This is a genomic window from Gilliamella sp. App2-1 (genome assembly GCF_001690255.1).
GTDB lineage: Bacteria > Pseudomonadota > Gammaproteobacteria > Enterobacterales > Orbaceae > Gilliamella > Gilliamella apicola_G.
On record NZ_LZGR01000003.1, the window covers coordinates 1 to 20,243 of the forward strand.

The following is a 20,243-nucleotide window of genomic DNA, read 5'->3' on the forward strand; positions in this document are numbered from 1 at the left end:
TAACTTAATAAAAATTAATTTTTATTATTTAACATATTTATTTTATGCATGTTAATATAATAGCGATTATTTTTTAAATAAAAAGATCAAATGACAATATAGGGGTATTAGTTTAAATACATCGACTTATTTATAAAATAAATATTAATCAATCATCATAAATTTTATATATCTGCAAGTCAAAGATAGTGTACAATAGTTTAAAAAGAGTCCAATACATAAATCTAATTTGCAAAGTTTGAATAGTACTCAATACACATCATTTATCAAAACGAAATAACTCGATCAAACAATGGATTATCTGTCAATCGATGCGTAACCATGATTAGTGTTTTATTTTTGCATGTTTGTTTGATCAATCGGATAATTTGTTGTTCTGTTTGTTGATCAAGGCTTTCTGTGGGTTCATCCATTAAAATTAACGGTGAATTATGCAGCAATGCCCTTGCTATGCCGATTCGGCGAATTTCACCGCCCGATAAAGCGCGACCACCTTGTCCAATCAGCAAATCTAAACCTTGTTCGGTAGTGAGTAATTTGTCGAGTTCAACTTGGTGTAATACGTCGATTAACTGTTGCTCGGTAGCTTGTTGATTGCCTATTAGCAAGTTTTGTCTTAAAGTGTCACTAAAAATAGTGATCACTTGAGGCACCATGGCGACAGTTTGTCGTAGTGTTTTTTCATCAAGTTGATTAAGATCAATACCGTTGATATAGATATGACCTGAGTTAGGTTCCCATGTACGATTAACCAGACTTAATAAGGTCGATTTACCACAACCTGTTTTACCAACCACACCAATATGTTCACCTTGTTCAACCGTCAACGAAAAATCCGTTAACACCGCAAAGGGTTGTTTGGGATAGCTGAAATTAATTTGTTCAAATTGCAATTTTGCCGAACTTAAATCTATTGCTTTGCCTTTAGCAACAAATTGGATATCGGGTATTTGGTTAAAAATAGCTGTTGTACGTGTGGCAGAAGTGAGTACTTGCCCTAAAAAGATAAATGCACCAGGAATTGGCATGAGTATTTCGGCACTTGCAAGACTAACAAATACAAATAAAGCCACTAAAGGGGATAAGGTGTATTGGGTAATTAGCCACAGAACCAGTAACGTTAAAAAACCAGCAATAAGCAAGATCAATGCACTTGATAGCGCCATTAATGTCGATTGCCGTTGTTGATTATAGAGCCAGTTTGATTCAAGCTCATCAAGTTTCGCGCGATAGCGTGGTTGTGCATTAAATAGGATAAGTTCAGCTTGTCCTTGCAGGTAATTAATTAATAATAATCGGTATTCACTTTGTTGTTTAGCCAGTGTTTTACCTAGCTGTTTTCCGGCTTGATAAAAGATAACAGGTACCACAAGTAAGGTGGTTGTAAGGATAATGGTAATGATTAACGCAATGGGTAAGTTTATGCTTGCTAACCCTATAAACAAAACGCCAATGGTAACTAATGCGGTTACAATGGGCGAAAAGAGTTTTAGGTATAAGTGATCAAGTGCATCAATATCGACAATAAAGCGATTAAGCAAGTCTGCTCGTTGGTAATGAGCTAATTGATGGGTACTTAGTGGTAAAATTTTACGAAAAGCAAGTGTTCTTAAATAAGCCAAGATTTTAAAAGTGGTATTGTGATCAACCAAACGCTCCATATAACGTGAAGCGGTTCGAGTAATGGCCGCCGCTCGTACACCTGCCGCAGGCAACATATAATTAAATGTATATAAACCAGCAACGCCAACAAAAGCGGTAGAGGCTAAAAACCATCCTGATAAAGATAGCAAAAATACGCTAGCAAGTAGCGTTAGAATTGATAGCGATAAGCCAAATAAAATTTGCCAAAAATAGTGTTTATAAAGGGCTATATAGGGGCGCAATATGGCTAGCATAAATTCTCCTTGATATCACAATGTAGTTTGCCATTAGCCAATTGCCAGATCTGTGTAAAATCTTGCATATCATCTGTTTGATGAGTAATAGTGATGCTATTGGGCGCTATATGTTGCTTGTCCAAATTTTGTACGGTTTGTTTATCTAAGCTGGCAGTTGGTTCATCAAGAATCAGTAATTGGCAAGGTTTAAGCATTGCTCTTGCTAAAGCGATCCGCTGTGCTTGCCCAACGGACAAACGTACCGCATCTTCACCAACTTGGTTTTCAATACCCTGTGGTAATTTTGCAATGACATCGGTTAATTGGGTTTTGGTTATCACTTCATCAAGTTCTTTTTCAGTGGCATTTTGCTTGCCGAGTAAAATATTATCGCGAATAGAACTATTTAACAGATAAGGATTTTGTCCAATCCAGCTAACGTGTTGTTGCCAATCATTAATATCTAATTGAGTAAATTCAATACCATTAATTTTTAGTGAGCCTTGATAAGGTAAAAAGCCAAGTAGTACTTGTGTTAACGAGGTTTTACCTTCGCCACTTGTACCTATTAAAGCCAATTTAAACGGTGCTTGCAGGCTAAATGATAGCGGACCAACGATCGGTTGTTGTTCGCTAGATAAAACAATTAAGTTATTGGCTTCAATGGTTTTTAATGGTTCAGTCAATTTGATGTTTGCCGTATTAGCGTTAGTTGGTTCTTGCGGTAATTTTTTACTTAAAAACGTTTCGATATTATCAGCCGCGGCGATTGCTTCGGCTTTGGCATGATAGTAAGTGCCTAAATCGCGTAAAGGTTGAAAGTACTCAGGGGCTAAGATTAGTGCAAAAAAACCTGCAAATAGGGTAACGGTGCCATTGTATGAGCCAAAATTAAATTCGCCTAAATACGAAAAGCCAAAATAAACCGCGACAATGGCGATCGAAATAGAAGTAAAAAACTCTAATACTGCGGAAGATAAAAATGCGACTTTTAGGACTTGCATGGTTTTGATTCGAAAATCCTCAGACGCGCGGGCGATTTCGTTGGTCTGTTTTTCGCCTTGGTTAAATAGTCGAATGGTATTAAGCCCCTTTAAACGATCTAAAAAGTGACCGCTTAAGTAAGCGAGTGCTTTAAAATGACGGCGGTTAATATCAGCAGCCCCCATCCCCACTAAAATCATAAAGATAGGAATCAGAGGTGCCGTGCAAAGCAAAATTGTAGCTGCAGCCCAGTTAAATGGGAAGATTGCAATACAGATTAAAAGCGGTGCCATGCTTGCCAAGCGCATTTGGGGTAGATAACGGGCAAAAAAGTCATGCAATTTATCAACTTGTTCAATGAGCAACGTGCTCCAAGCGCCGATCGTACTTTGATTTAGATAAGCAGGCCCATGTAGCTCAAGTTGATCAATTACTTGCTGTCGAATTTGCTGTCGAACTTTTTTGCCTATAGTAAAGTTGATCTTTTCGCGTAGATAGATTAAACCCGCTCGAGCGAGTAGTACCACAATTAATGCGCCAAAAAAGGGTAAAATATCCACAAAATGTTGTTGTTCAATAATGATTCGTTGCAAAATTATTGCAAGTAATCCCGCTTGGATAATGATTAATACCGTTAAAATAAAGCCAGTTAAAATTGAAGCTCGCAAATTAGTTTTATGCCTTTTTGCATGCTGTTTTAACCAGCCAAGTAGATAGGTCTGGCGTTTTTTATCTAATGACATAAAGATTTTTACTGCTTATTTTAAGTTATCCAAATAGTGTTCAGCATCTAAAGCCGCCATACAGCCCGTACCTGCTGATGTGATTGCTTGACGATAGATATGATCCATTACATCACCAGCAGCAAAAATCCCCTCGACACTGGTTTGAGTAGCGTTGCCCTGCGTACCTGATTGTACTTTGATATAACCACCGTTGAGTTCAAGCTGACCTTCAAATATGGCGGTGTTTGGCTTGTGGCCAATTGCGATAAATACGCCTAAAACTGATAATTGTTCGGTTATATTGGGATCTTGTGTGCTACGGATCCTAACACCAGTCACGCCCATATTATCGCCTAATACTTCGTCAATAATGCGATGCGTATGTAAGATAACTTTGCCTTCCTTGATTTTTTGGTCCAAGCGATCCATCAATATTTTTTCAGCTCTAAAGCTATCTCGACGGTGAATTAAATGGACTTCGCTAGCGATATTGGCTAAATACAGCGTTTCTTCAACCGCAGTATTGCCGCCACCCACTACGGCAACTTTTTGGTTACGATAAAAAAAACCATCACAGGTTGCACAAGCAGATACACCTTTGCTTTTGAATGCTTCTTCTGACGGTAAACCAAGGTATTGTGCTGATGCGCCAGTTGCAATAATAAGGGCATCACAACTATATTCAGTCTCACTACCAAAAAGTTTATAAGGCTTAGAACTAAAATCAACACGATCGATCTGATCTAAAATAATTTCAGTATTAAATCTTTCGGCATGTTCTTTCATTTTGACCATTAATTCTGGTCCCGTTAAATCAGGTGCACCAGCTGGCCAGTTTTCAAGCTCTGTGGTTGTTGTCAGTTGTCCACCTTGTTGCATTCCGGTAATTAACACGGGCGAAAGGTTAGCGCGTGCGGCATAAACAGCTGCGGTATAACCTGCTGGACCAGAACCGAGTATTAATAAACGTGCATGTTTGGTTTTCATTTTAAATCCTTACTTATTTTTAATTTTGGCAACTTTAGACAAAACTCGCGCAATTTATGGTAGATAAGTCTAACATCATCAATCTTTATCGTGCAAAAAAATTGGTTATTGTAGCGATAGGTAATGACAATAGGCTTTATTAACGTTAAATAATTAGGTTGTCTGTTCCTTTTCGGTTCTTTTAAAATTAGTTGTGTTTTTTAAAACGATATTTGTTTTTGTTTTTTATTTTTAGTGTTTAAAATATGCGCTTTCCTTATTCTTAAACCTTTAATCTTAAATTCTTTTTCATTATCAGATAATTTATTTTAGATTATCGGTTTATTTGACATCCTAACAAAACGGGGGAGATGCTATGAATAATCCTTCAAAAGAAAGTGTAGAAGCAGTACTTACAAAAATTAATTGGGCTCAAGAGATTTTAAATTCGGTACAACAAAATGTCAGCGATCCTCAGATTGGTAATATTTTATCTGGAATTGCTTTTATTATGGACTCAGCTTCGGCTGACGCCGAAGCGCTCTATCAATCAATTGAATAATGATTGTGCCTGTTTTTTTATCTACCTTCATGCGCCGCGTGTGGCGATTGAAGGTAGCAAGTTGCTATATCTGTTTAGTGATTATCAGTAAGATACGTCGTTAAATCAGCAAGTGGCCAACGAATATGCGCTGCTGGTTCATTGATTCGATAACCAAAAGCTAAACAAAGCCCTATCCCAAATGATTCTTCACCAATTTGTGGAATATGTTTTTCTAGCATTTTTATCACTTTATCGTGGTCGAACCCACCAATAGCACATGAATCAATACCGCGAAATGCCGCAGCAGTCATCATATTGGCACAAGCGATGTAATCTTGCATTTCTGACCAGTGGTTGATCGTTAAGCCATCAGCAAGCCCTTGCTCGCAAAAATTGATAAATGCTTGGCAGGCAATATCAATAGATGTTTGATTATTTGGATCGGGTAAAGTGCGCGCAATTGTACGTCGTAAATAATCGCTCTGTAATGTAAAATTATTCGCTTTTCGATAAAGCACAATCACAAAATGTGAACAGCTGGTGACTTGTTCTTGGTTGTAGCAAACATTACGCAATTCTGCTTTTATTTTGCTACTATCAACAACCACAAAATGCCATGGCTCCATGCCAAATGATGAGGGAGATTGTCGACCAGCTTCCAAAATATATTCAATATCATCATTATTAATTTTTTTTGTATCATCAAATTTTTTACATGCATGTCTAAAGTTGAATGCTTGGGTTAACTTATCCATATTTTCTCCTAAGATTTGATATTCCATGGGGCCACTTTTAATAATAATAGCATACCGGGAAAGGCAAGAATAAAACATAGCCAAAAAAAGTTTGTCCAGCCAAAGTATTCAACCATAAAACCGGTAGATGAATTAATTAATGTTCTTGGGATAGATGCAATACTAGTAAATAAAGCAAATTGGGTCGCGGTATAAAGTGGATTGGTTGTTTTAGCAATAAACGCAACAAACGCGGCTGAACCAAGACCAACGCCAAGTGATTCAAAGCCAATCACTGTGGCTAATAAAGTTTTTTGGGAAGTTCCTATTGTAGCGAACGGACCTTCTATAGAGAGCCAAGCAAAACCTAGAATTGAAATAACTTGTATAATGCCAAAAATCCATAGTGCGCGGTTTATGCCTATTTTAATCATTAAAACTCCACCCATTAATGCACCAAATACACTTGGCCATAATGATGCATTTTTAGCAATCCAACCTATGTCAGGCCGGCTATAGCCCATTTGTAAATAAAAAGGAGTGGCTAAGGATGTAGCCATACTATCGCCTAATTTATATAAAAATATAAATGCTAAAATCGATATGGCTGTTTTAAGTCCATTTCGAGTAATAAATTCACTAAATGGTTTAATAATAATATCTTCAAAATCATGTTTTTTTGATGTTGGACTAATAGGCTCTTTTACTAACAACGTCATGATGATAGCGGGTAGCATAAATAGTGCGGTAATGATGAAAACACTATTCCATGGTAGAGAGTTTGATAAGATCAGTGATAATGAACCTGGTACTAAACCTGCAATCCGATAAGCATTAGTATGAATACTGTTACCAAGACCTAATTCTTGATCAAGTAACAGTTCTCGTCTAAAAGCATCAAGTGCAACATCCTGAGTCGCTGAAAACAGGGCAATAATAAAGGAAATAATTGCGATTAGCCAGATGTCTAACGATGGAGAAAAAAATCCCAATATTGCGATTGAAAAGATAAGCACAATTTGAGAACCAAGCATCCAGCCACGTCGCCTTCCTAAATTAAATAATGAAAAACCATCCATAAAGGGTGACCAGATAAATTTCAAGATATAGGGAATTTGCGTTAATGAAAAAATACCAATCGTTTTGATATTTATGCCTTCACTTTCCAACCAAGCTGGTAATAGTTGTAATAATAAATAAAAGGGTAGCCCAGAAGCGAAGCCAGTAAAAATGCAGATTAGCATCTTAGTGGTAAAAATCGTTTTTAAAAGTGAATTTTTCGCATTATTCATTATTTAACTTTATTGTTAGTTTTTAGCAAAGTGTTATCATAGCACACAACATATTAAAAAATAATTCTACAAGCCAATATAAATCGTTTATCGATAGTCATGTTTCAACATAAAAAATTATGCGCAATAACATTTTGGAAGCTAAAGATTCATTATTTTAGTCAGATCTTGTAAAAAAGTTTCAGGAAACAATGTGTTTCAGTATAAAAGTGTTTTAGTATAAAAATTAATTAATGCCAATAACCAGCCAAAAATTTAACCAATACTATTAATAGGGGTGTATTAACATGAAAAACTCAATCAAAGTTGCTGTCTTTAGCAGTAAGCATTACGATAAAGAACATTTAGAAATTGCCAATAAAAAATTTGGTTTTGATATTGAATATTATGAACATAAGCTGAGTCATAAAACAGTTGTTACGGCCCAAGGATATCATGCGGTTTGTGTATTTGTTAATGATGAAGTAGATAAAAAAGTACTACAAAAATTAGCTAGCTATGGCATTAAAATTTTGGCACTTCGCTGTGCTGGATTTGACAATGTTGATTTAGCCGAGGCTGAAAAATTGGGTATTGCGGTGGTTCGTGTGCCTGCTTATTCGCCAGAAGCAGTAGCAGAACATGCGGTGGCTTTAATGATGACGCTAAATAGAAGAACACATAAAGCCTATCAGCGTACTCGTGACGCTAACTTTTCATTGGATGGATTAACGGGGGTTAACATGCACAATCGTACCGCTGGCGTTATTGGTACGGGCAAAATTGGTCAAGCCGTTATTCGTATATTGAAAGGTTTTGGTATGCATATCCTTGCTTACGATCCTTATCCGAATGATACTGTGGTTGAGTTAGGGGCTCAATATGTTGAGTTAGATGAATTATATGCAAAATCAGATGTGATTACGCTACATTGTCCAATGACACCCGAAAATTATCACTTAATGAATAAAGAGTCTTTCCAAAAGATGAAAAACGGTGTGATGATTATTAATACCAGCCGTGGAGCATTGCTTGACGCAACAGCGGCTATTGATGCATTAAAGCAAACAAAAATTGGTGCTTTAGGGATGGATGTTTATGAAAACGAACGTGATCTATTTTTTGAAGACAAATCTAATGATGTCATTTTAGATGACGTATTCCGCCGTTTATCTTCTTGCCATAATGTTATTTTTACTGGTCATCAGGCCTTTTTGACACAAGAAGCATTGTTGAATATCTCTGATACCACTTTAAACAATATTAGACAAGTTTCGGAAGGTAAGCTGTGTCCAAATATTGTTAAATAACAAGAAATATCTTATGATGTTGCCAATTTTTAATTACTAAAGATATGGATTTGTATGCAGCGTATTATCATACTTATTAATATAATTTTATTGCTTGCAGCTTGTAGTAATGGTAGATTTTCAACATCCCCTATGAAAGAACACCGTGGGCATGCAAATGTTGTGGGCGGTGTCTATCTCGAAAAAGATCACAATCAATCTAAAATCGCTAGCGCTCCGTTAGCCATAGCTAAAGAAAAATTTATCGATAGAATGGTTAGTAAGCATGGTTTTAATCGCCAACAGCTTCGTAATGTGCTTGCACAAACCAATAAACTTGATTGGGTAATTAATTTAATGGATAAACAAGCACCAAAAGCTAGCCCTTCAACGGGACCAAATGGTGCTTGGATTCGATATAAAAATAAATTTATTACTGCAAGTAATCTTCCTCGAGGTGTTGATTTTTGGAACCAATACCAAAAAGAATTACAGCGTGCTTATAATGAATATGGTGTGCCACCTGAAATTATTGTCGGTATTCTTGGAGTCGAAACTGGCTGGGGTAGGATGATGGGGAAAACTAAAGTCATTGATGCATTGTCAACATTGGCTTTTGACTATCCAAGGCGAGCACAATATTTCTCTAATGAGTTAGAAGATTTTTTAGTTATGTGTCGAGATGAAGGTGTGGATCCGTTTGATTTAAGTGGATCGTTTGCTGGTGCAATGGGATATGGTCAATTTATGCCGTCTGCGTTTAGACGTCATGCTGTTGATTTTAACCATGATGGTCAGATTGATTTATGGGATCCGGTGGATGCTATTGGTAGTGTGGCTAACTATTTTAAGTCACATGGTTGGCAACGCGGTAAAAAAGTGGCAGTAATGGCTGATGGTCAAGCACCATCACTTGATACTGGTTTTAGCACTAAGTACTCAATAAAATCACTTACGAAAGCTGGATTAAAACCCCAAAGTTCATTAGATGGATATACTCAAGTGAGCTTATTGCGTCTTGATATGGGCGATCGTTACCAATTTTGGTATGGATTACCAAACTTTTATACGATCACCCGTTATAACCATAGCACGCATTATGCAATGGCTGTTTGGCAATTAGGAATGGCGGTCAAAGAGGCAAGATAGTCATTGATATTTGATATCAAAATTTATAAGGTCACTTTTGTGACCTTTTTTATATCCAATAATGTTTAAGACATGATTAACTTGATTACGAGCAATAATAAAAATAGACCAAAAAATCTGATTAATTTTTTAATTGATAATTTCTGTGCAATTTGTACGCCCACTTTGGCCATGGGGGTACTTGCTAGCATAATTACTAAGGCTGCAGGTAAATAAATAAAACCTAAACTGTTGCAATAGCTATATGATGAACTCAAGGATTACCTAGATTAAAGTAATTTAAGATAAAAATTAAAGAAGGCACTATTAATGCGCCACCAACGCCAAAAATACCGGCTAATAATCCTGCATCAGCTCCAATACTACGAAAGATAACAAACTCAAAAATCATATTCAATCTTTAAGGTGGTGGTAAAGCGAATCACTTGTCTATTTGTTCGTTAAGTGAAAGTTAAGAGTAGATAATTGATTTTAATTATATTTACAAAGATGTTTGTTGCAAATAAGTTGGTTATTCTACCTGAGCTATTTACAATAACCCAATGAATCTATTCGCAAATAAATCAAAATTATTATCAAGTTTGATCAAAAATTAATAGGTGAAAAGATGATAGAATGCTTAAAAAAGCTTATGTTATTGCGTAAATTATAACGAATGAAAAGTTTAAAGATAAATTAAAAGGAGCGAATAATGAAAGATCGTTTAAAGTGGATTGATGATTTTGGTTTTTTAGGCGAAACAGCAAGTGGACATTCATTAGTGATGGATGGTGGTATTGAACATGGCGGTCGCAATCGTGGCGCTCGTCCTATGGAACTTTTGTTACATGGTGCAGCAGGTTGTATGGCTTACGATATTATCGCTATTTTAAAAAATAATAAAAAAGATGTTCGCGATCTTTGGATAGAGATTGATAAAACTCAAGCCGAATCTTCTCCTAAAGTTTATACATCAATTAATTTTCATATAGTGATTACTGGTATTAATGTAGATAGCGAGGCAGTTGAAAGAGCAGTGAAACTTGCTTCAGAAAAATATTGTAGTGCCTCTATCATGTTAGGTAAGACCGCAAAAATGTCGTATACCTATGAGGTGAGAGAGCATCATTAAACATCTTCTTATAACAAATAATTATAACTTAATAACAAGCTGATCTTAGTGTGTTTTTTAGTAATCATTTAACATTCTACTTTATTGATGATTATGATACGAAAACAATTATGCAACAGTTAAGTAAAAATATGCGGTTCTGGGATTTAGTTATTCTGGGATTGCTTTTTATTGGTCCAGCAGCACCTATAGGATTATTTGGCGTTTTAGATGCGATAAGTGATGGTGCAGTTGCTTTAGTTTATATAGTTGCCACTTTGGTGATGTCATTTACTGCATTTTCTTATGCTAGAATGGCAACTGCTTTACCGCATGCGGGCGCCGTTTACGCTTATTGCTCTATTGGTATCCATCCTAATGCTGGATTTTTAGTAGGCTGGTTGTTATTACTTGATTATATGTTTATTCCTGCTGTTGCTTATTTATTTAGTGGCATATCGTTCAATGCATTGATCCCCGAAGTGCCAATATGGGTATGGACTTGTGTAGCTGTTATGTTAACTACCACGCTGAATTTAATGGGTGCCAAAAAATCGGCCAAAATCACGTTGATCATACTAATATTTGAAATTATTGTCCTGCTTGCTGTGTTAGCTACTGGTATGTGGATAATAATAACCAGTGAGAGTAGCAAAGATTGGTTGCAACCTTTTGTTGGGGGAAATTTATTCAGTTGGGGTAAACTATTTAATGCGGTGTCTATTGCTGTACTATCTTATTTGGGATTTGATGCTATTGCGACTTTTTCTGAAGAAAATAGTGGCCATCATAATTTAGTCAGTAAAGCGATTATGAGCTGTTTAATTTTAGCCGGTTGTTTATTTGTGGTACAAATTTATGTTGGAGCTTTACTTAATCCTTATAGCTCAGACTATTTGCGTAGTCATCCCGAACTACAAGGTAAAGCTTACTATAATATTGTCAATCAAGAAATTAATTTATGGTTAGGATGGGCACTAAGTTTAATGAAAGCTATTGGTGCATCATTTGCTGCAATGGTTGGACAAGCCGCAGCAAGTCGCCTTTTATTTAGCATGGGGCGTGATAAGCGTTTACCTCCAGTTTTTGCTAAAGTGGGTGAAAAAAGCGGTGTGCCAACAATGGCTATTTTATTTGCTGCTTTATTTAATTTATGTTTAGTAGTTATTGCTGCGAATAATGCAAAAGGGTTACCAACGTTAGTGTCATTTGTTGATATTGGCGCATTAACGGCATTTATTATGTTACATTTATCTGTAATCGGCTATTTTAAACTCAAAAAAGGCTCTAAAGGCTGGCTTTCTTGGTTTTTAGATATCTTTATGCCTATTATCGGTATTGTGGTGCTATTACCCGTATTACTACATATTGATAATGATGCTAAAATTGTCGGTATTATTTGGCTAGCAATTGGTGTGATTATTCTCTATTTAAACAACAATCGAACCCAATTACTGTGGCTAGAAAAAAATGAACGATAATAACTTAAATACGTTTGTTATAAGCATATGGTATCATGATTATATAATAAATTTTCCCATTCTTAAGTGTTATAACAAGTGTTATCAGAAATATTACGTGGCGCTTTAATTTCAGCCAGTCTAATTATTGCTATTGGTGCTCAAAATTTATTTGTGCTCAAGCAAGGGTTATTAAAAAATCATATCTTTTATGTCTCGGCAATTTATTTTATCTGTGATTTTGCTTTGATGTCCGTTGGTATTTTGGGGGTAGGTACCTTTATTGGTAGCAATCCTTTAATTACTAATATACTTGCGCTACTAGGGGGCGGCTTTTTTAGTTTGGTATGGCTTTTGTGCGTTTAAAAGTGCAATTAAAGGCACACGTAGTATGCAAATCAAATCTCAAGTTCCTAATAATAACAGCTTATTAAAAGTTATACTAGCAACTTTGGCAATCACACTGCTCAATCCTCATGTCTATTTAGATACTGTTGTTATTGTGGGTGGGATTGCTGGAACGTTAACCAGTGAACAAAAACTTGCTTTTTTGATTGGCGCGGTTTGTGTTTCATTCATCTGGTTTTTTAGTATTGGTTATGGGGCAAGATTACTCACACCGTTATTTAGACAAAAAAGAATGTGGGTAATATTGGATTACATTGTTGGTACTGTAATGTTCTATATTGCTTGCCGATTAGTTATTTATGTAGTTTATAAAAATTAAACAAATAGTTGTAAGCTAGCCATGCATATTACTGACAAAAAATATTTTATGTTTTGACTGATTTTTAGTTCTAGCTAAAGAATATAGTGTTAAAAAAATAATTAATTCATAATTGGTTATTAAATAACATATGGATTAAGAATGTGACTGTCATCACAATTACATCAACAAGTTAAATTATAGGATATCTTCTTTATCTTATTAATGTTAGTTTACATAGTATGAGCTTGGATTGTTACTACATCGTCAATTGACGATATAGGCAAAACCTAAACATTTTGGTTAACAAAGTGTTTAGGTTTTTTTGTTTTATATAAAGGCAAAAAAGTCGGGATATAAATTCGCTATAGCAAATTTCATAAGATGATTTGTTGCTGTGTATTCAAATCAGCTATTTTAAGAATTTAATATTAATAATAAATGTGTAATAGGTCACTTAAGGAGAAAAAGATGAGAAGTAAGATTTTAAAGATTGCGCTATTAATCAGTTCTGTTCTTACAATAAGCCCATTATTTGCCATTGACCAAGTCAAACTTGAAAGTCGTCAATTAAAAAAAATTATTGTTGATAACCTTGAATTTAAGGATATGGATAAAAATGGAAAACTAACTCCTTATGAGGATTGGCGTTTATCACCAGAACAACGTGCGCAGGATCTGCTTTCAAGAATGACATTAGAAGAAAAAGCTGGGTTGATGATGCATGGCAATGCACCGAGTTTAAATAATGAGATTGGGCGTGGAGACAAGTATGATTTCAAAAAACTGACCGCTTTAATTTTAAAAGATAAGGTTAATAGTTTTATTACACGTTTAGAAGTTAATCCTAAGGATTTTGCAAAACAAAATAATCAACTACAAAAAATAGCTGAATCTTCCCGTTTATCTATTCCATTGACGATAAGTGTTGATCCTAGAAATACATTTTATTATGGCAATGAATCAGGCATAAAAAGCGGTTTTAGCCAATGGCCAGGAACATTAGGAATGGCAGCTATTGGTCATGAAAAAGATATTAATGAATATGGTGATATCATTCGTCAAGAATATAGATCATTAGGAATAACCCAAGCATTATCACCAATGGCAGATTTGGGTACAGAACCTCGTTGGGCTCGCTTTGAAGGTACATTTGGTGAAAATCCTGAACTAAGTAAAAAGATGGTTAGAGGTTATATCTCAGGAATGCAAGGTAAAGATGGTTTAAATTCACAAAGTGTGGCCGCCGTTGTTAAACATTGGGTGGGTTATGGCGCAGCCGAAAATGGTTTTGATAGTCATAGTGCTTATGGTAAATATGCACTTTTTACAAAAAAAGACAGTTTGAAAGAACATATTATTCCATTTACTGGCGCTTTTGAGGCAAATGTTGCCGGTGTCATGCCGACTTATTCTATATTGAAAAATGCTCAAATAAATAATCATAAACTTGATGCTGTTGGTGGTGGATTTAATTCGTTTTTATTAAAAGATTTATTACGTGACACCTATAAATTTAAAGGTGTTATCATGAGTGATTGGAATATTACGAGTGATTGTAATGAAGTTTGTGTCAATGGCACGCCTTCAGGTGTTAAACCCAAAGTAGAAGGCATGCCATGGGGAGTTGAAGATCTGACCAAAGAGCAACGTTTTATTAAAGCTATTCAAGCAGGAATTCAACAATTTGGAGGTGTTAGTGATAGCTCAATTATTGTAACAGCTGTTAAAAACAAAAAAATTGCTGAAAAAGACATCGATAACGCAGTGTTGGCTATCTTGATTCAAAAGTTTTCTTTAGGTCAATTTGAAACACCGTATGTTGATCCAAGTAAAACAAATCTTGTCGGTAACAAAGATTTTCAAAAAGTGGCAAATCAAGCTCAATATAATTCTTTAGTATTACTTGAAAATACACAAAACACATTACCATTAAATCCTAATAACAAAATCTATTTACATGGTTTTTTATCAGATGCTAAAAATCTTTTAAAGCACAAAGCTAATATTGTTGATGATTTAGACCAAGCTAATGTTGTTGTAGTTCGAATAAATGCGCCTTATGAACAAAACCATAAAGGTTACTTTTTTGGCTTAGAACAGCATGAGGGATCATTGGCATTTCCGCCTAACGACAAAGATATTGAATTTATTGCTCAAGCAAGTAAAACGCATCGTGTTGTTGTTACCGTTTATTTGGATAGACCAGCAGTTCTTGCCCCTATAAAACAATATGCTAGTGCGATTATTGCTAATTTTGGGGTAAATGATAATGTATTATTTGATAGATTATTTGATAACAAACCTTATTTGGCTAAAATGCCATTTTCATTACCCGATTCAATGGATAGTGTAAAAAAACAAGTGTCTGATTTGTCAAACGATGTAAAAGCAATATACCTACAAGGTTATGGTTTAATAGATTAATTGTAAGTATTGGTATCAAAAAATGGTGGTCGTGAGGTTGATTATTCAGTACATTGTGTGCCTCACCCCCTTTGGGGATAACCTAACGTGTCGTTCAAATTTGTTCCAGACAAATTTTTTAAACGACTGGTGTACTCACCATGTTTTTCGTTAAATAAATTTTGATTTGGTTTATTTGAAGTTTACTAAAGATAAATGGTGGGTCGTGAGCGATTCGAACGCTCGACCAACGGATTAAAAGTCCGCTGCTCTACCGACTGAGCTAACGACCCATCTGGAGATGGTGGGTGATACCGGGTTCGAACCAGTGACCCCCTCCTTGTAAGGGAGGTGCTCTCCCAACTGAGCTAATCACCCCAAGTGTTCCATTGCTAAAACGTCACGGTAAAGATTGGTGGGTGATACCGGGTTCGAACCAGTGACCCCCTCCTTGTAAGGGAGGTGCTCTCCCAACTGAGCTAATCACCCTTACCGTGTGGATGTGCATTATAAGGCACGTCTTATTTCAGTCAACCTTTTTTTTTAAATTTTTCTAAAATCCGTCTTGTTCGGTTTAAATTTAAACATTTTTTGGATGATAGTTCACAAAAATAACGTTTGTTTATTTTCATTGAGTAAAGGATGATTATGATTAAGGGATGCTGTCATCAGAATCAAGAAGATAATCCATCATGTTTTTTAATAAAAATCGTGCCATTATTTATGTAGAGCCTACAATTTTACGCTATAGAATCATAAGCAACGTTAAGCAAAACACTACATTATCCACTAACGAAGATTTGATTATCTTTAAATATCAAAATGCGTCCGAATTAGAAGTTTTTATTGATGAGTTATGTAAAAAAATTTCTGGTCGTACTGTATTTGAAGTTAATTTGGATATTAATTTGCTTCAAATGCAACAATTAACCTTACCTGATGTAAAGCTAAATTTTAGTGAATTGATTTTATATGTTGAAGCAAACATTTATAAATTATTTCAAGTGTCAGCTAAAAGTGTGTTTTTTGATTTTTTTTATTCAAATGATCAAACAAAACAAATCACGGTGATGACAGTTGAACGCCATTATATTGAAAATTGGATTAATCTTTTTAAAAAGTATGAACGACTATTAACATTTGTGGGTTGTCAATTTGAAAATACAACAGTTAATTTTTTACCTTGGCGGCAAGAAAAGCAAGCCAAGCATCAACGACAACTGATAGGTGTGGTTACTGGTTTTATTGGCATAGTTAGCTATTTGCTCTGTTATCTGTGGATACAGGCACGAAATGATCTACAAAACTATGATGAAAAATTACTACACCAACAAGGGATAGCACAAAAGTTAACTGAAGAATTAACAAATTATTTACCTAATCCATCATTAAGCCAAAAACAAATTCAGCAATCTTTATTATTGCTTTCAAAGCAATTACCTTCAGTAATTTGGCTTGAATCATTTTATTATCAACCACAAAAAGTAAGAATCGAAGGGCAAAGTTTTAGTTATGTTGAGCTGACTAATTTTAATCAAAGTTTATTAACACTAAAAAATATAAGTCATAGCCAAGTAAAAACTATCTCGTCCAATGAAAATAATCTATTTTTTGAAATGGAAATAAAGCTTAATGAATAATAATTTTTTTTACCGCCCAGTTTGGCAACAATATACGATTTGTATTTTATGTTGCTTAGTACTTTTTGTTATTGTTTATATTATTTTTATTAAAGATGTCCAGCAGCAAGCTGCGCTAAAGCTCCAGTTATATCAGCTAAAAATTACTGAAACTGAAGTGCTACAGGCAAAAGTAAATCGCTATCAGGCAAGTAAAAATACTTTATATAGTTTGATATCAGAAAAAGAACTAGCACAGACGATCGAGCAAAATCATCTGGCATTAAATTCCTTTAAACATTATCAAACAGACAATATGGTTAATTGGGATATTGAATTAGAGGGGCAGTTTTTTGATTTTATGACTTTAATTGCATCATTAACGGATGATTTTTATTATCTTGATTTTCAAAATCTAAAAATCAGCAAGCAAGATCAGCAGTTGCAGATCATATTTACTTTATTGTTTAAAAAGGGCATAGAGTGAAGTATTGTTTATATAGTTGCATCAGCCTACTGGCTATTAGCTGTTCTGACCTAAAGGCTGATATGTCTTTAGAGCGAAATCCTTTTCAACAAAATCACTCAGTTTCTTGTAGTGAGCAAACGGCGTTACTACTTGAACAAATTCAAGTTTGGCATTTTAGGGGGCTGATGAAACAAATTGATCAAAATTATCAACAGATTTGGTTAGTATCCGACAATCAATGGCTAGCAATAACCGATGATAAAGTACCGAATGTTTTGTTTCCTTGGTATGTACAATCTTTACTAAACGATAAAATTAAATGGCAAGCAGATTTACCTGATTATTGCCATAATAATGTGTCATGGACAATGCCCATCAATGAATAATAACAATAGCACCAATCAAACGTATCATTGGTTCAATCAATGTATTAGCAGAATAACTAAAATTAAAATAAGTTTGTTAGTTGTAATAGCCTTTATAGCCGTAACAATTGGCATAAATACTGTTCATGCAAATCTGAATCAACCAGTAAATGTTGATCAACAAAAAAATATCTCAATGACATTTTATCAAACGGATATTGCAATTATCTTGCAGGCGTTAGCCGATAATAAGCAAATGAATTTGATTATGTCAGAAGATTTACCAATGAAACAGACTATCAAGCTTAATAATATTAATTGGCACAAAGCGCTAAAGATCATATTAGACTCAGCAAATTTACAAGCTGAAATTGACGATAATATTTTGTTCGTTTCTAAAGCGATAGATCCTGAATTTTTAATGCAAAAAAAACAGTTACAGCAAAAAGAAAAAGAATTAAAACAACCGCTTAATTCATTATCTATAGCAGTTAATCATGCTGACCCAACGACCTTAATCGAAACGATTCAACAACAAGAATTATTATCAGAACGGGGTAAGGTTGCATTTGATAAACGGACAAACTCACTTATAATTACTGATCTAGCTAAACAATTTACTAATATCGAAAAATTAATTAAAACACTTGATAAACCTATGCCTCAAGTGCATATTTCAGCGCATATTGTTACCATGAGTGATGAAAGTATGTCTGAAATGGGGATTAAATGGGGTTACTCCGGCAAATCATCGCAATTATTAGATAAGTTTAATGTAGGTCTTGGCACGAGTCATCCGACCGCAACAGTAGGTTTTAATTTAGCTAAACTATCAGGTAGTTTACTCAATTTAGAGTTATCTGCGCTCGAATCTGAAAATCAGCTTGAAATTATAGCCAGCCCCAATTTGCTCACATCTAATCAAAATATGGCTTCAATAAAACAAGGTACTGAAATTCCTTATGAGGTTTCGAGTAGTAATAATGGTGCCACATCTATTGAATTTAAGCCTGCTGTGTTGGGATTAGAAGTTACACCTAAAATACTATCAAATGATCGGATGATTTTAGATTTGTATATTACGCAAAATACGGCTGGTCGCTCAATAAAACGAAGCGATGGCGGTGAAGCGTTAGCTATTGATACTCAGGAAATTAAAACACAAGTTCAAATAAAAAATGGCGAAACAGTGGTATTAGGGGGTATCTTTCAAGAAGTTAATACTCATGGTCGAAGAAAATTCCCTGGTGCAGATGATATGCCAGTTATTGGAAATTTGTTTAAATACAACAGTAAAAGACAACAAAAACGCAAGTTAGTTATTTTTATTACACCACAATTGGTTGAGTAAATGCTAATGGAGTTGTATCATACATCAACTTGTTTTAGTCTTTGCTTGAATAAGTAATTATTGTTTTAATACAATATTATTTTAATCGTTATTATTACCATTTATTATAAAAGTTGAGAATATTATGTATGTTGTTGCTTCTGATTTAGACGGCACTTTATTAACTCCTGAACATAGCTTATCACCTTATACCAAACAAGTCCTTCAAGGACTACGTAAAAAAGGAATTCATTTTGTTTTTGCAACCGGCAGGCACCACATCGATGTCGCTCAGATGCGAGAAAATATGGAAATTGATGCTTTTATGATAACGGCAAATGGTGCTAGAGTACATGATAGCGAAGGTAATTTAGTCTTTAGCCAAAGCATTGAACCATCGCTTGCTAGAGAAATAGCTAAAATGAGTATGGAAGATCCTTTAGTTTATACTCATTTGTATCGTGGTGATGAGTGGTTAATTAACAAAGAAGATACATATTCATTAGAATTTTATCGAGACACGCAGTTTACTTATCAATTATTTAACCCACTTGATTTTGATACCAATAATATTGCTAAAATTTATTTTACTACCACAGATAATGCACTTTATCCACATTTAGTTCAGCTAAAAAATCGACTAGATGCAAAATTCGGTAATAAAATTAGTGTCGCTTTTTCTACTTTAAATTGCCTAGAAGTGATGGACGAAAAAGTGTCTAAAGGCAGTGCATTAAAAAAAGTGGTTGAAAAATTAGGTTACAGTTTAAAAGATTGTATCGCTTTTGGTGATGGCATGAACGATTACGAAATGCTAAAAGCCACAGGTAAAGGTTGTATAATGCAAAATGGTAGCTCAGAATTAAAAGCATTGTTACCAGAATTAGAGGTGATTGGATCAAATGCTGAAGATGCTGTGCCACACTACCTAAGTAAAATATTTTTATAATTATCAAATATTTAAACATGAAAATAACTATCAACAAAGAACTCAATACGCTTGGTTTACGTTGCCCAGAACCCATTATGTTAATCAGAAAAACGATTCGGGAACTGGCTATTGGACAAGTTCTTTATGTGATTGCTGATGATTTAGCGACCACTCGTGATGTTCCTAGCTTTTGTCGCCATATGGATCACGAATTACTGTCATTGCAAATAGAATCTCAACCCTATCAGTATTGGATTAGAAAATCTCATTAGTTTAACAACTTTTTGACAAAAACTTTCAAGAACCTAGGTATTTGCGTTAAGTG

Annotated in this window: 18 protein-coding genes, 3 tRNA genes and 1 pseudogene; 13 read left to right on the forward strand and 9 right to left on the reverse strand. The window is 34.8% G+C overall.

The features are described 5' to 3' along the window. Nucleotides 1-266: 266 nt before the first annotated feature. From cydC to trxB, 3 genes are read right to left on the reverse strand one after another with little or no spacing between them, the layout of a single operon-like run. Nucleotides 267-1,898 (reverse strand): heme ABC transporter ATP-binding protein/permease CydC, encoded by a 1,632-nt coding sequence (gene cydC, locus A9G22_RS00020; RefSeq protein WP_065585959.1) that lies wholly within the window; start codon nucleotides 1,896-1,898, stop codon nucleotides 267-269. Continuing rightward, nucleotides 1,892-3,607 (reverse strand): heme ABC transporter permease/ATP-binding protein CydD, encoded by a 1,716-nt coding sequence (gene cydD, locus A9G22_RS00025; protein ID WP_075508094.1) that lies wholly within the window; start codon nucleotides 3,605-3,607, stop codon nucleotides 1,892-1,894. The genes cydC and cydD overlap by 7 nt, the downstream gene beginning before the upstream one ends. 15 nt (nucleotides 3,608-3,622) lie before the next feature. After that, nucleotides 3,623-4,576 (reverse strand): thioredoxin-disulfide reductase, encoded by a 954-nt coding sequence (gene trxB / locus A9G22_RS00030; RefSeq protein WP_065585957.1) that lies wholly within the window; start codon nucleotides 4,574-4,576, stop codon nucleotides 3,623-3,625. A gap of 355 nt (nucleotides 4,577-4,931) precedes the next feature. Here trxB and A9G22_RS00035 point away from each other — a divergent pair, with 355 nt between their 5' ends. Then, nucleotides 4,932-5,117, forward strand: a complete 186-nt coding sequence (locus A9G22_RS00035; RefSeq protein WP_065585956.1) for a hypothetical protein — start codon at nucleotides 4,932-4,934, stop codon at nucleotides 5,115-5,117. 74 nt (nucleotides 5,118-5,191) lie between these two features. Here the strand turns inward: A9G22_RS00035 and A9G22_RS00040 are convergent, their stop codons facing one another. Together A9G22_RS00040 and A9G22_RS00045 are read right to left on the reverse strand one after the other, a co-directional pair. Then, on the reverse strand, nucleotides 5,192-5,854 hold the full coding sequence (locus A9G22_RS00040) for an NAD(P)H-dependent oxidoreductase (protein WP_065586030.1): 663 nt from the start codon (nucleotides 5,852-5,854) through the stop codon (nucleotides 5,192-5,194). Between the two features lie 8 nt (nucleotides 5,855-5,862). After that, nucleotides 5,863-7,125, reverse strand: a complete 1,263-nt coding sequence (locus A9G22_RS00045; protein ID WP_065585955.1) for an AmpG family muropeptide MFS transporter — start codon at nucleotides 7,123-7,125, stop codon at nucleotides 5,863-5,865. A 299-nt stretch (nucleotides 7,126-7,424) separates the two neighbouring features. Between A9G22_RS00045 and A9G22_RS00050 the strand changes: the two genes are divergently transcribed. Further along, nucleotides 7,425-8,414, forward strand: coding sequence for a 2-hydroxyacid dehydrogenase (locus tag A9G22_RS00050; RefSeq protein WP_065586029.1), 990 nt, complete (start codon nucleotides 7,425-7,427; stop codon nucleotides 8,412-8,414). Nucleotides 8,415-8,468: 54 nt separating this feature from the next. After that, on the forward strand, nucleotides 8,469-9,542 hold the full coding sequence (gene mltB / locus A9G22_RS00055; RefSeq protein WP_065585954.1) for a lytic murein transglycosylase B: 1,074 nt from the start codon (nucleotides 8,469-8,471) through the stop codon (nucleotides 9,540-9,542). A 253-nt stretch (nucleotides 9,543-9,795) separates the two neighbouring features. Here the strand turns inward: mltB and A9G22_RS11300 are convergent, their stop codons facing one another. Further along, the gene (locus A9G22_RS11300) at nucleotides 9,796-9,933 is read right to left on the reverse strand and encodes a hypothetical protein (protein ID WP_176700199.1); all 138 of its coding nucleotides are present in this window, start codon (nucleotides 9,931-9,933) and stop codon (nucleotides 9,796-9,798) included. 300 nt (nucleotides 9,934-10,233) lie between these two features. On the opposite strand from A9G22_RS11300, the gene A9G22_RS00065 reads away from it, so the two are divergent. The 4 genes and pseudogenes from A9G22_RS00065 (at nucleotide 10,234) to A9G22_RS00080 (ending at nucleotide 15,225) form a co-directional block, all read left to right on the forward strand. Next, nucleotides 10,234-10,653 carry an OsmC family protein gene (locus A9G22_RS00065; RefSeq protein ID WP_065585952.1) on the forward strand — a complete coding sequence of 140 codons (420 nt, stop codon included), beginning with the start codon at nucleotides 10,234-10,236 and terminating at the stop codon, nucleotides 10,651-10,653. A gap of 110 nt (nucleotides 10,654-10,763) precedes the next feature. Continuing rightward, complete coding sequence (locus A9G22_RS00070; RefSeq protein WP_065586028.1) at nucleotides 10,764-12,113, forward strand: APC family permease; 1,350 nt, start codon at nucleotides 10,764-10,766, stop codon at nucleotides 12,111-12,113. A 78-nt stretch (nucleotides 12,114-12,191) separates the two neighbouring features. After that, nucleotides 12,192-12,819: pseudogene (locus A9G22_RS11595) on the forward strand (LysE/ArgO family amino acid transporter). Between the two features lie 450 nt (nucleotides 12,820-13,269). After that, nucleotides 13,270-15,225, forward strand: a complete 1,956-nt coding sequence (locus tag A9G22_RS00080; protein ID WP_075508095.1) for a glycoside hydrolase family 3 protein — start codon at nucleotides 13,270-13,272, stop codon at nucleotides 15,223-15,225. Between the two features lie 196 nt (nucleotides 15,226-15,421). Here the strand turns inward: A9G22_RS00080 and A9G22_RS00085 are convergent. The 3 genes from A9G22_RS00085 to A9G22_RS00095 all read right to left on the reverse strand — a co-directional run bounded on the left by A9G22_RS00085 (nucleotide 15,422) and on the right by A9G22_RS00095 (nucleotide 15,693). Beyond that, nucleotides 15,422-15,497 (reverse strand) — tRNA-Lys (locus A9G22_RS00085). 9 nt (nucleotides 15,498-15,506) lie between these two features. Continuing rightward, nucleotides 15,507-15,582: transfer RNA gene (locus A9G22_RS00090), tRNA-Val, on the reverse strand. 35 nt (nucleotides 15,583-15,617) lie between these two features. Then, nucleotides 15,618-15,693 (reverse strand) — tRNA-Val (locus A9G22_RS00095). 203 nt (nucleotides 15,694-15,896) lie between these two features. Here A9G22_RS00095 and A9G22_RS00100 point away from each other — a divergent pair. The 6 genes from A9G22_RS00100 (at nucleotide 15,897) to tusA (ending at nucleotide 20,190) form a co-directional block, all read left to right on the forward strand. Beyond that, nucleotides 15,897-16,844 carry a PilN domain-containing protein gene (locus A9G22_RS00100; protein WP_075508096.1) on the forward strand — a complete coding sequence of 316 codons (948 nt, stop codon included), beginning with the start codon at nucleotides 15,897-15,899 and terminating at the stop codon, nucleotides 16,842-16,844. Next, a complete protein-coding gene (locus A9G22_RS00105; protein WP_065585949.1) occupies nucleotides 16,837-17,310 on the forward strand; it encodes a hypothetical protein in 474 nt (157 codons plus the stop codon). The genes A9G22_RS00100 and A9G22_RS00105 overlap by 8 nt, the downstream gene beginning before the upstream one ends. Continuing rightward, nucleotides 17,307-17,678, forward strand: coding sequence for a hypothetical protein (locus tag A9G22_RS00110; protein WP_141669917.1), 372 nt, complete (start codon nucleotides 17,307-17,309; stop codon nucleotides 17,676-17,678). The genes A9G22_RS00105 and A9G22_RS00110 overlap by 4 nt, the downstream gene beginning before the upstream one ends. Continuing rightward, complete coding sequence (locus A9G22_RS00115; protein WP_176700200.1) at nucleotides 17,671-19,008, forward strand: secretin N-terminal domain-containing protein; 1,338 nt, start codon at nucleotides 17,671-17,673, stop codon at nucleotides 19,006-19,008. The genes A9G22_RS00110 and A9G22_RS00115 overlap by 8 nt, the downstream gene beginning before the upstream one ends. Before the next feature lie 121 nt (nucleotides 19,009-19,129). Beyond that, entirely contained in the window at nucleotides 19,130-19,936 is an 807-nt protein-coding gene (locus A9G22_RS00120) for a Cof-type HAD-IIB family hydrolase (protein WP_075508097.1), read from the forward strand. 17 nt (nucleotides 19,937-19,953) lie between these two features. Beyond that, on the forward strand, nucleotides 19,954-20,190 hold the full coding sequence (gene tusA / locus A9G22_RS00125; protein ID WP_065585946.1) for a sulfurtransferase TusA: 237 nt from the start codon (nucleotides 19,954-19,956) through the stop codon (nucleotides 20,188-20,190). Nucleotides 20,191-20,243: the final 53 nt, after the last annotated feature.

Bases quoted from the DNA above. Each gene is read 5' to 3' on its own strand.
- A9G22_RS00035 (WP_065585956.1), top strand. From the start codon at position 4,932: ATGAATAATCCTTCAAAAGAAAGTGTAGAAGCAGTACTTACAAAAATT.
- A9G22_RS00040 (WP_065586030.1), bottom strand. From the start codon at position 5,854: ATGGATAAGTTAACCCAAGCATTCAACTTTAGACATGCATGTAAAAAA.
- cydC (WP_065585959.1), bottom strand. From the start codon at position 1,898: ATGCTAGCCATATTGCGCCCCTATATAGCCCTTTATAAACACTATTTT.
- A9G22_RS00115 (WP_176700200.1), top strand. From the start codon at position 17,671: ATGAATAATAACAATAGCACCAATCAAACGTATCATTGGTTCAATCAA.
- tusA (WP_065585946.1), top strand. From the start codon at position 19,954: ATGAAAATAACTATCAACAAAGAACTCAATACGCTTGGTTTACGTTGC.
- A9G22_RS00045 (WP_065585955.1), bottom strand. From the start codon at position 7,125: ATGAATAATGCGAAAAATTCACTTTTAAAAACGATTTTTACCACTAAG.
- A9G22_RS00080 (WP_075508095.1), top strand. From the start codon at position 13,270: ATGAGAAGTAAGATTTTAAAGATTGCGCTATTAATCAGTTCTGTTCTT.
- A9G22_RS11300 (WP_176700199.1), bottom strand. From the start codon at position 9,933: ATGATTTTTGAGTTTGTTATCTTTCGTAGTATTGGAGCTGATGCAGGA.
- cydD (WP_075508094.1), bottom strand. From the start codon at position 3,607: ATGTCATTAGATAAAAAACGCCAGACCTATCTACTTGGCTGGTTAAAA.
- A9G22_RS00065 (WP_065585952.1), top strand. From the start codon at position 10,234: ATGAAAGATCGTTTAAAGTGGATTGATGATTTTGGTTTTTTAGGCGAA.
- mltB (WP_065585954.1), top strand. From the start codon at position 8,469: ATGCAGCGTATTATCATACTTATTAATATAATTTTATTGCTTGCAGCT.
- trxB (WP_065585957.1), bottom strand. From the start codon at position 4,576: ATGAAAACCAAACATGCACGTTTATTAATACTCGGTTCTGGTCCAGCA.
- A9G22_RS00070 (WP_065586028.1), top strand. From the start codon at position 10,764: ATGCAACAGTTAAGTAAAAATATGCGGTTCTGGGATTTAGTTATTCTG.
- A9G22_RS00105 (WP_065585949.1), top strand. From the start codon at position 16,837: ATGAATAATAATTTTTTTTACCGCCCAGTTTGGCAACAATATACGATT.
- A9G22_RS00100 (WP_075508096.1), top strand. From the start codon at position 15,897: ATGTTTTTTAATAAAAATCGTGCCATTATTTATGTAGAGCCTACAATT.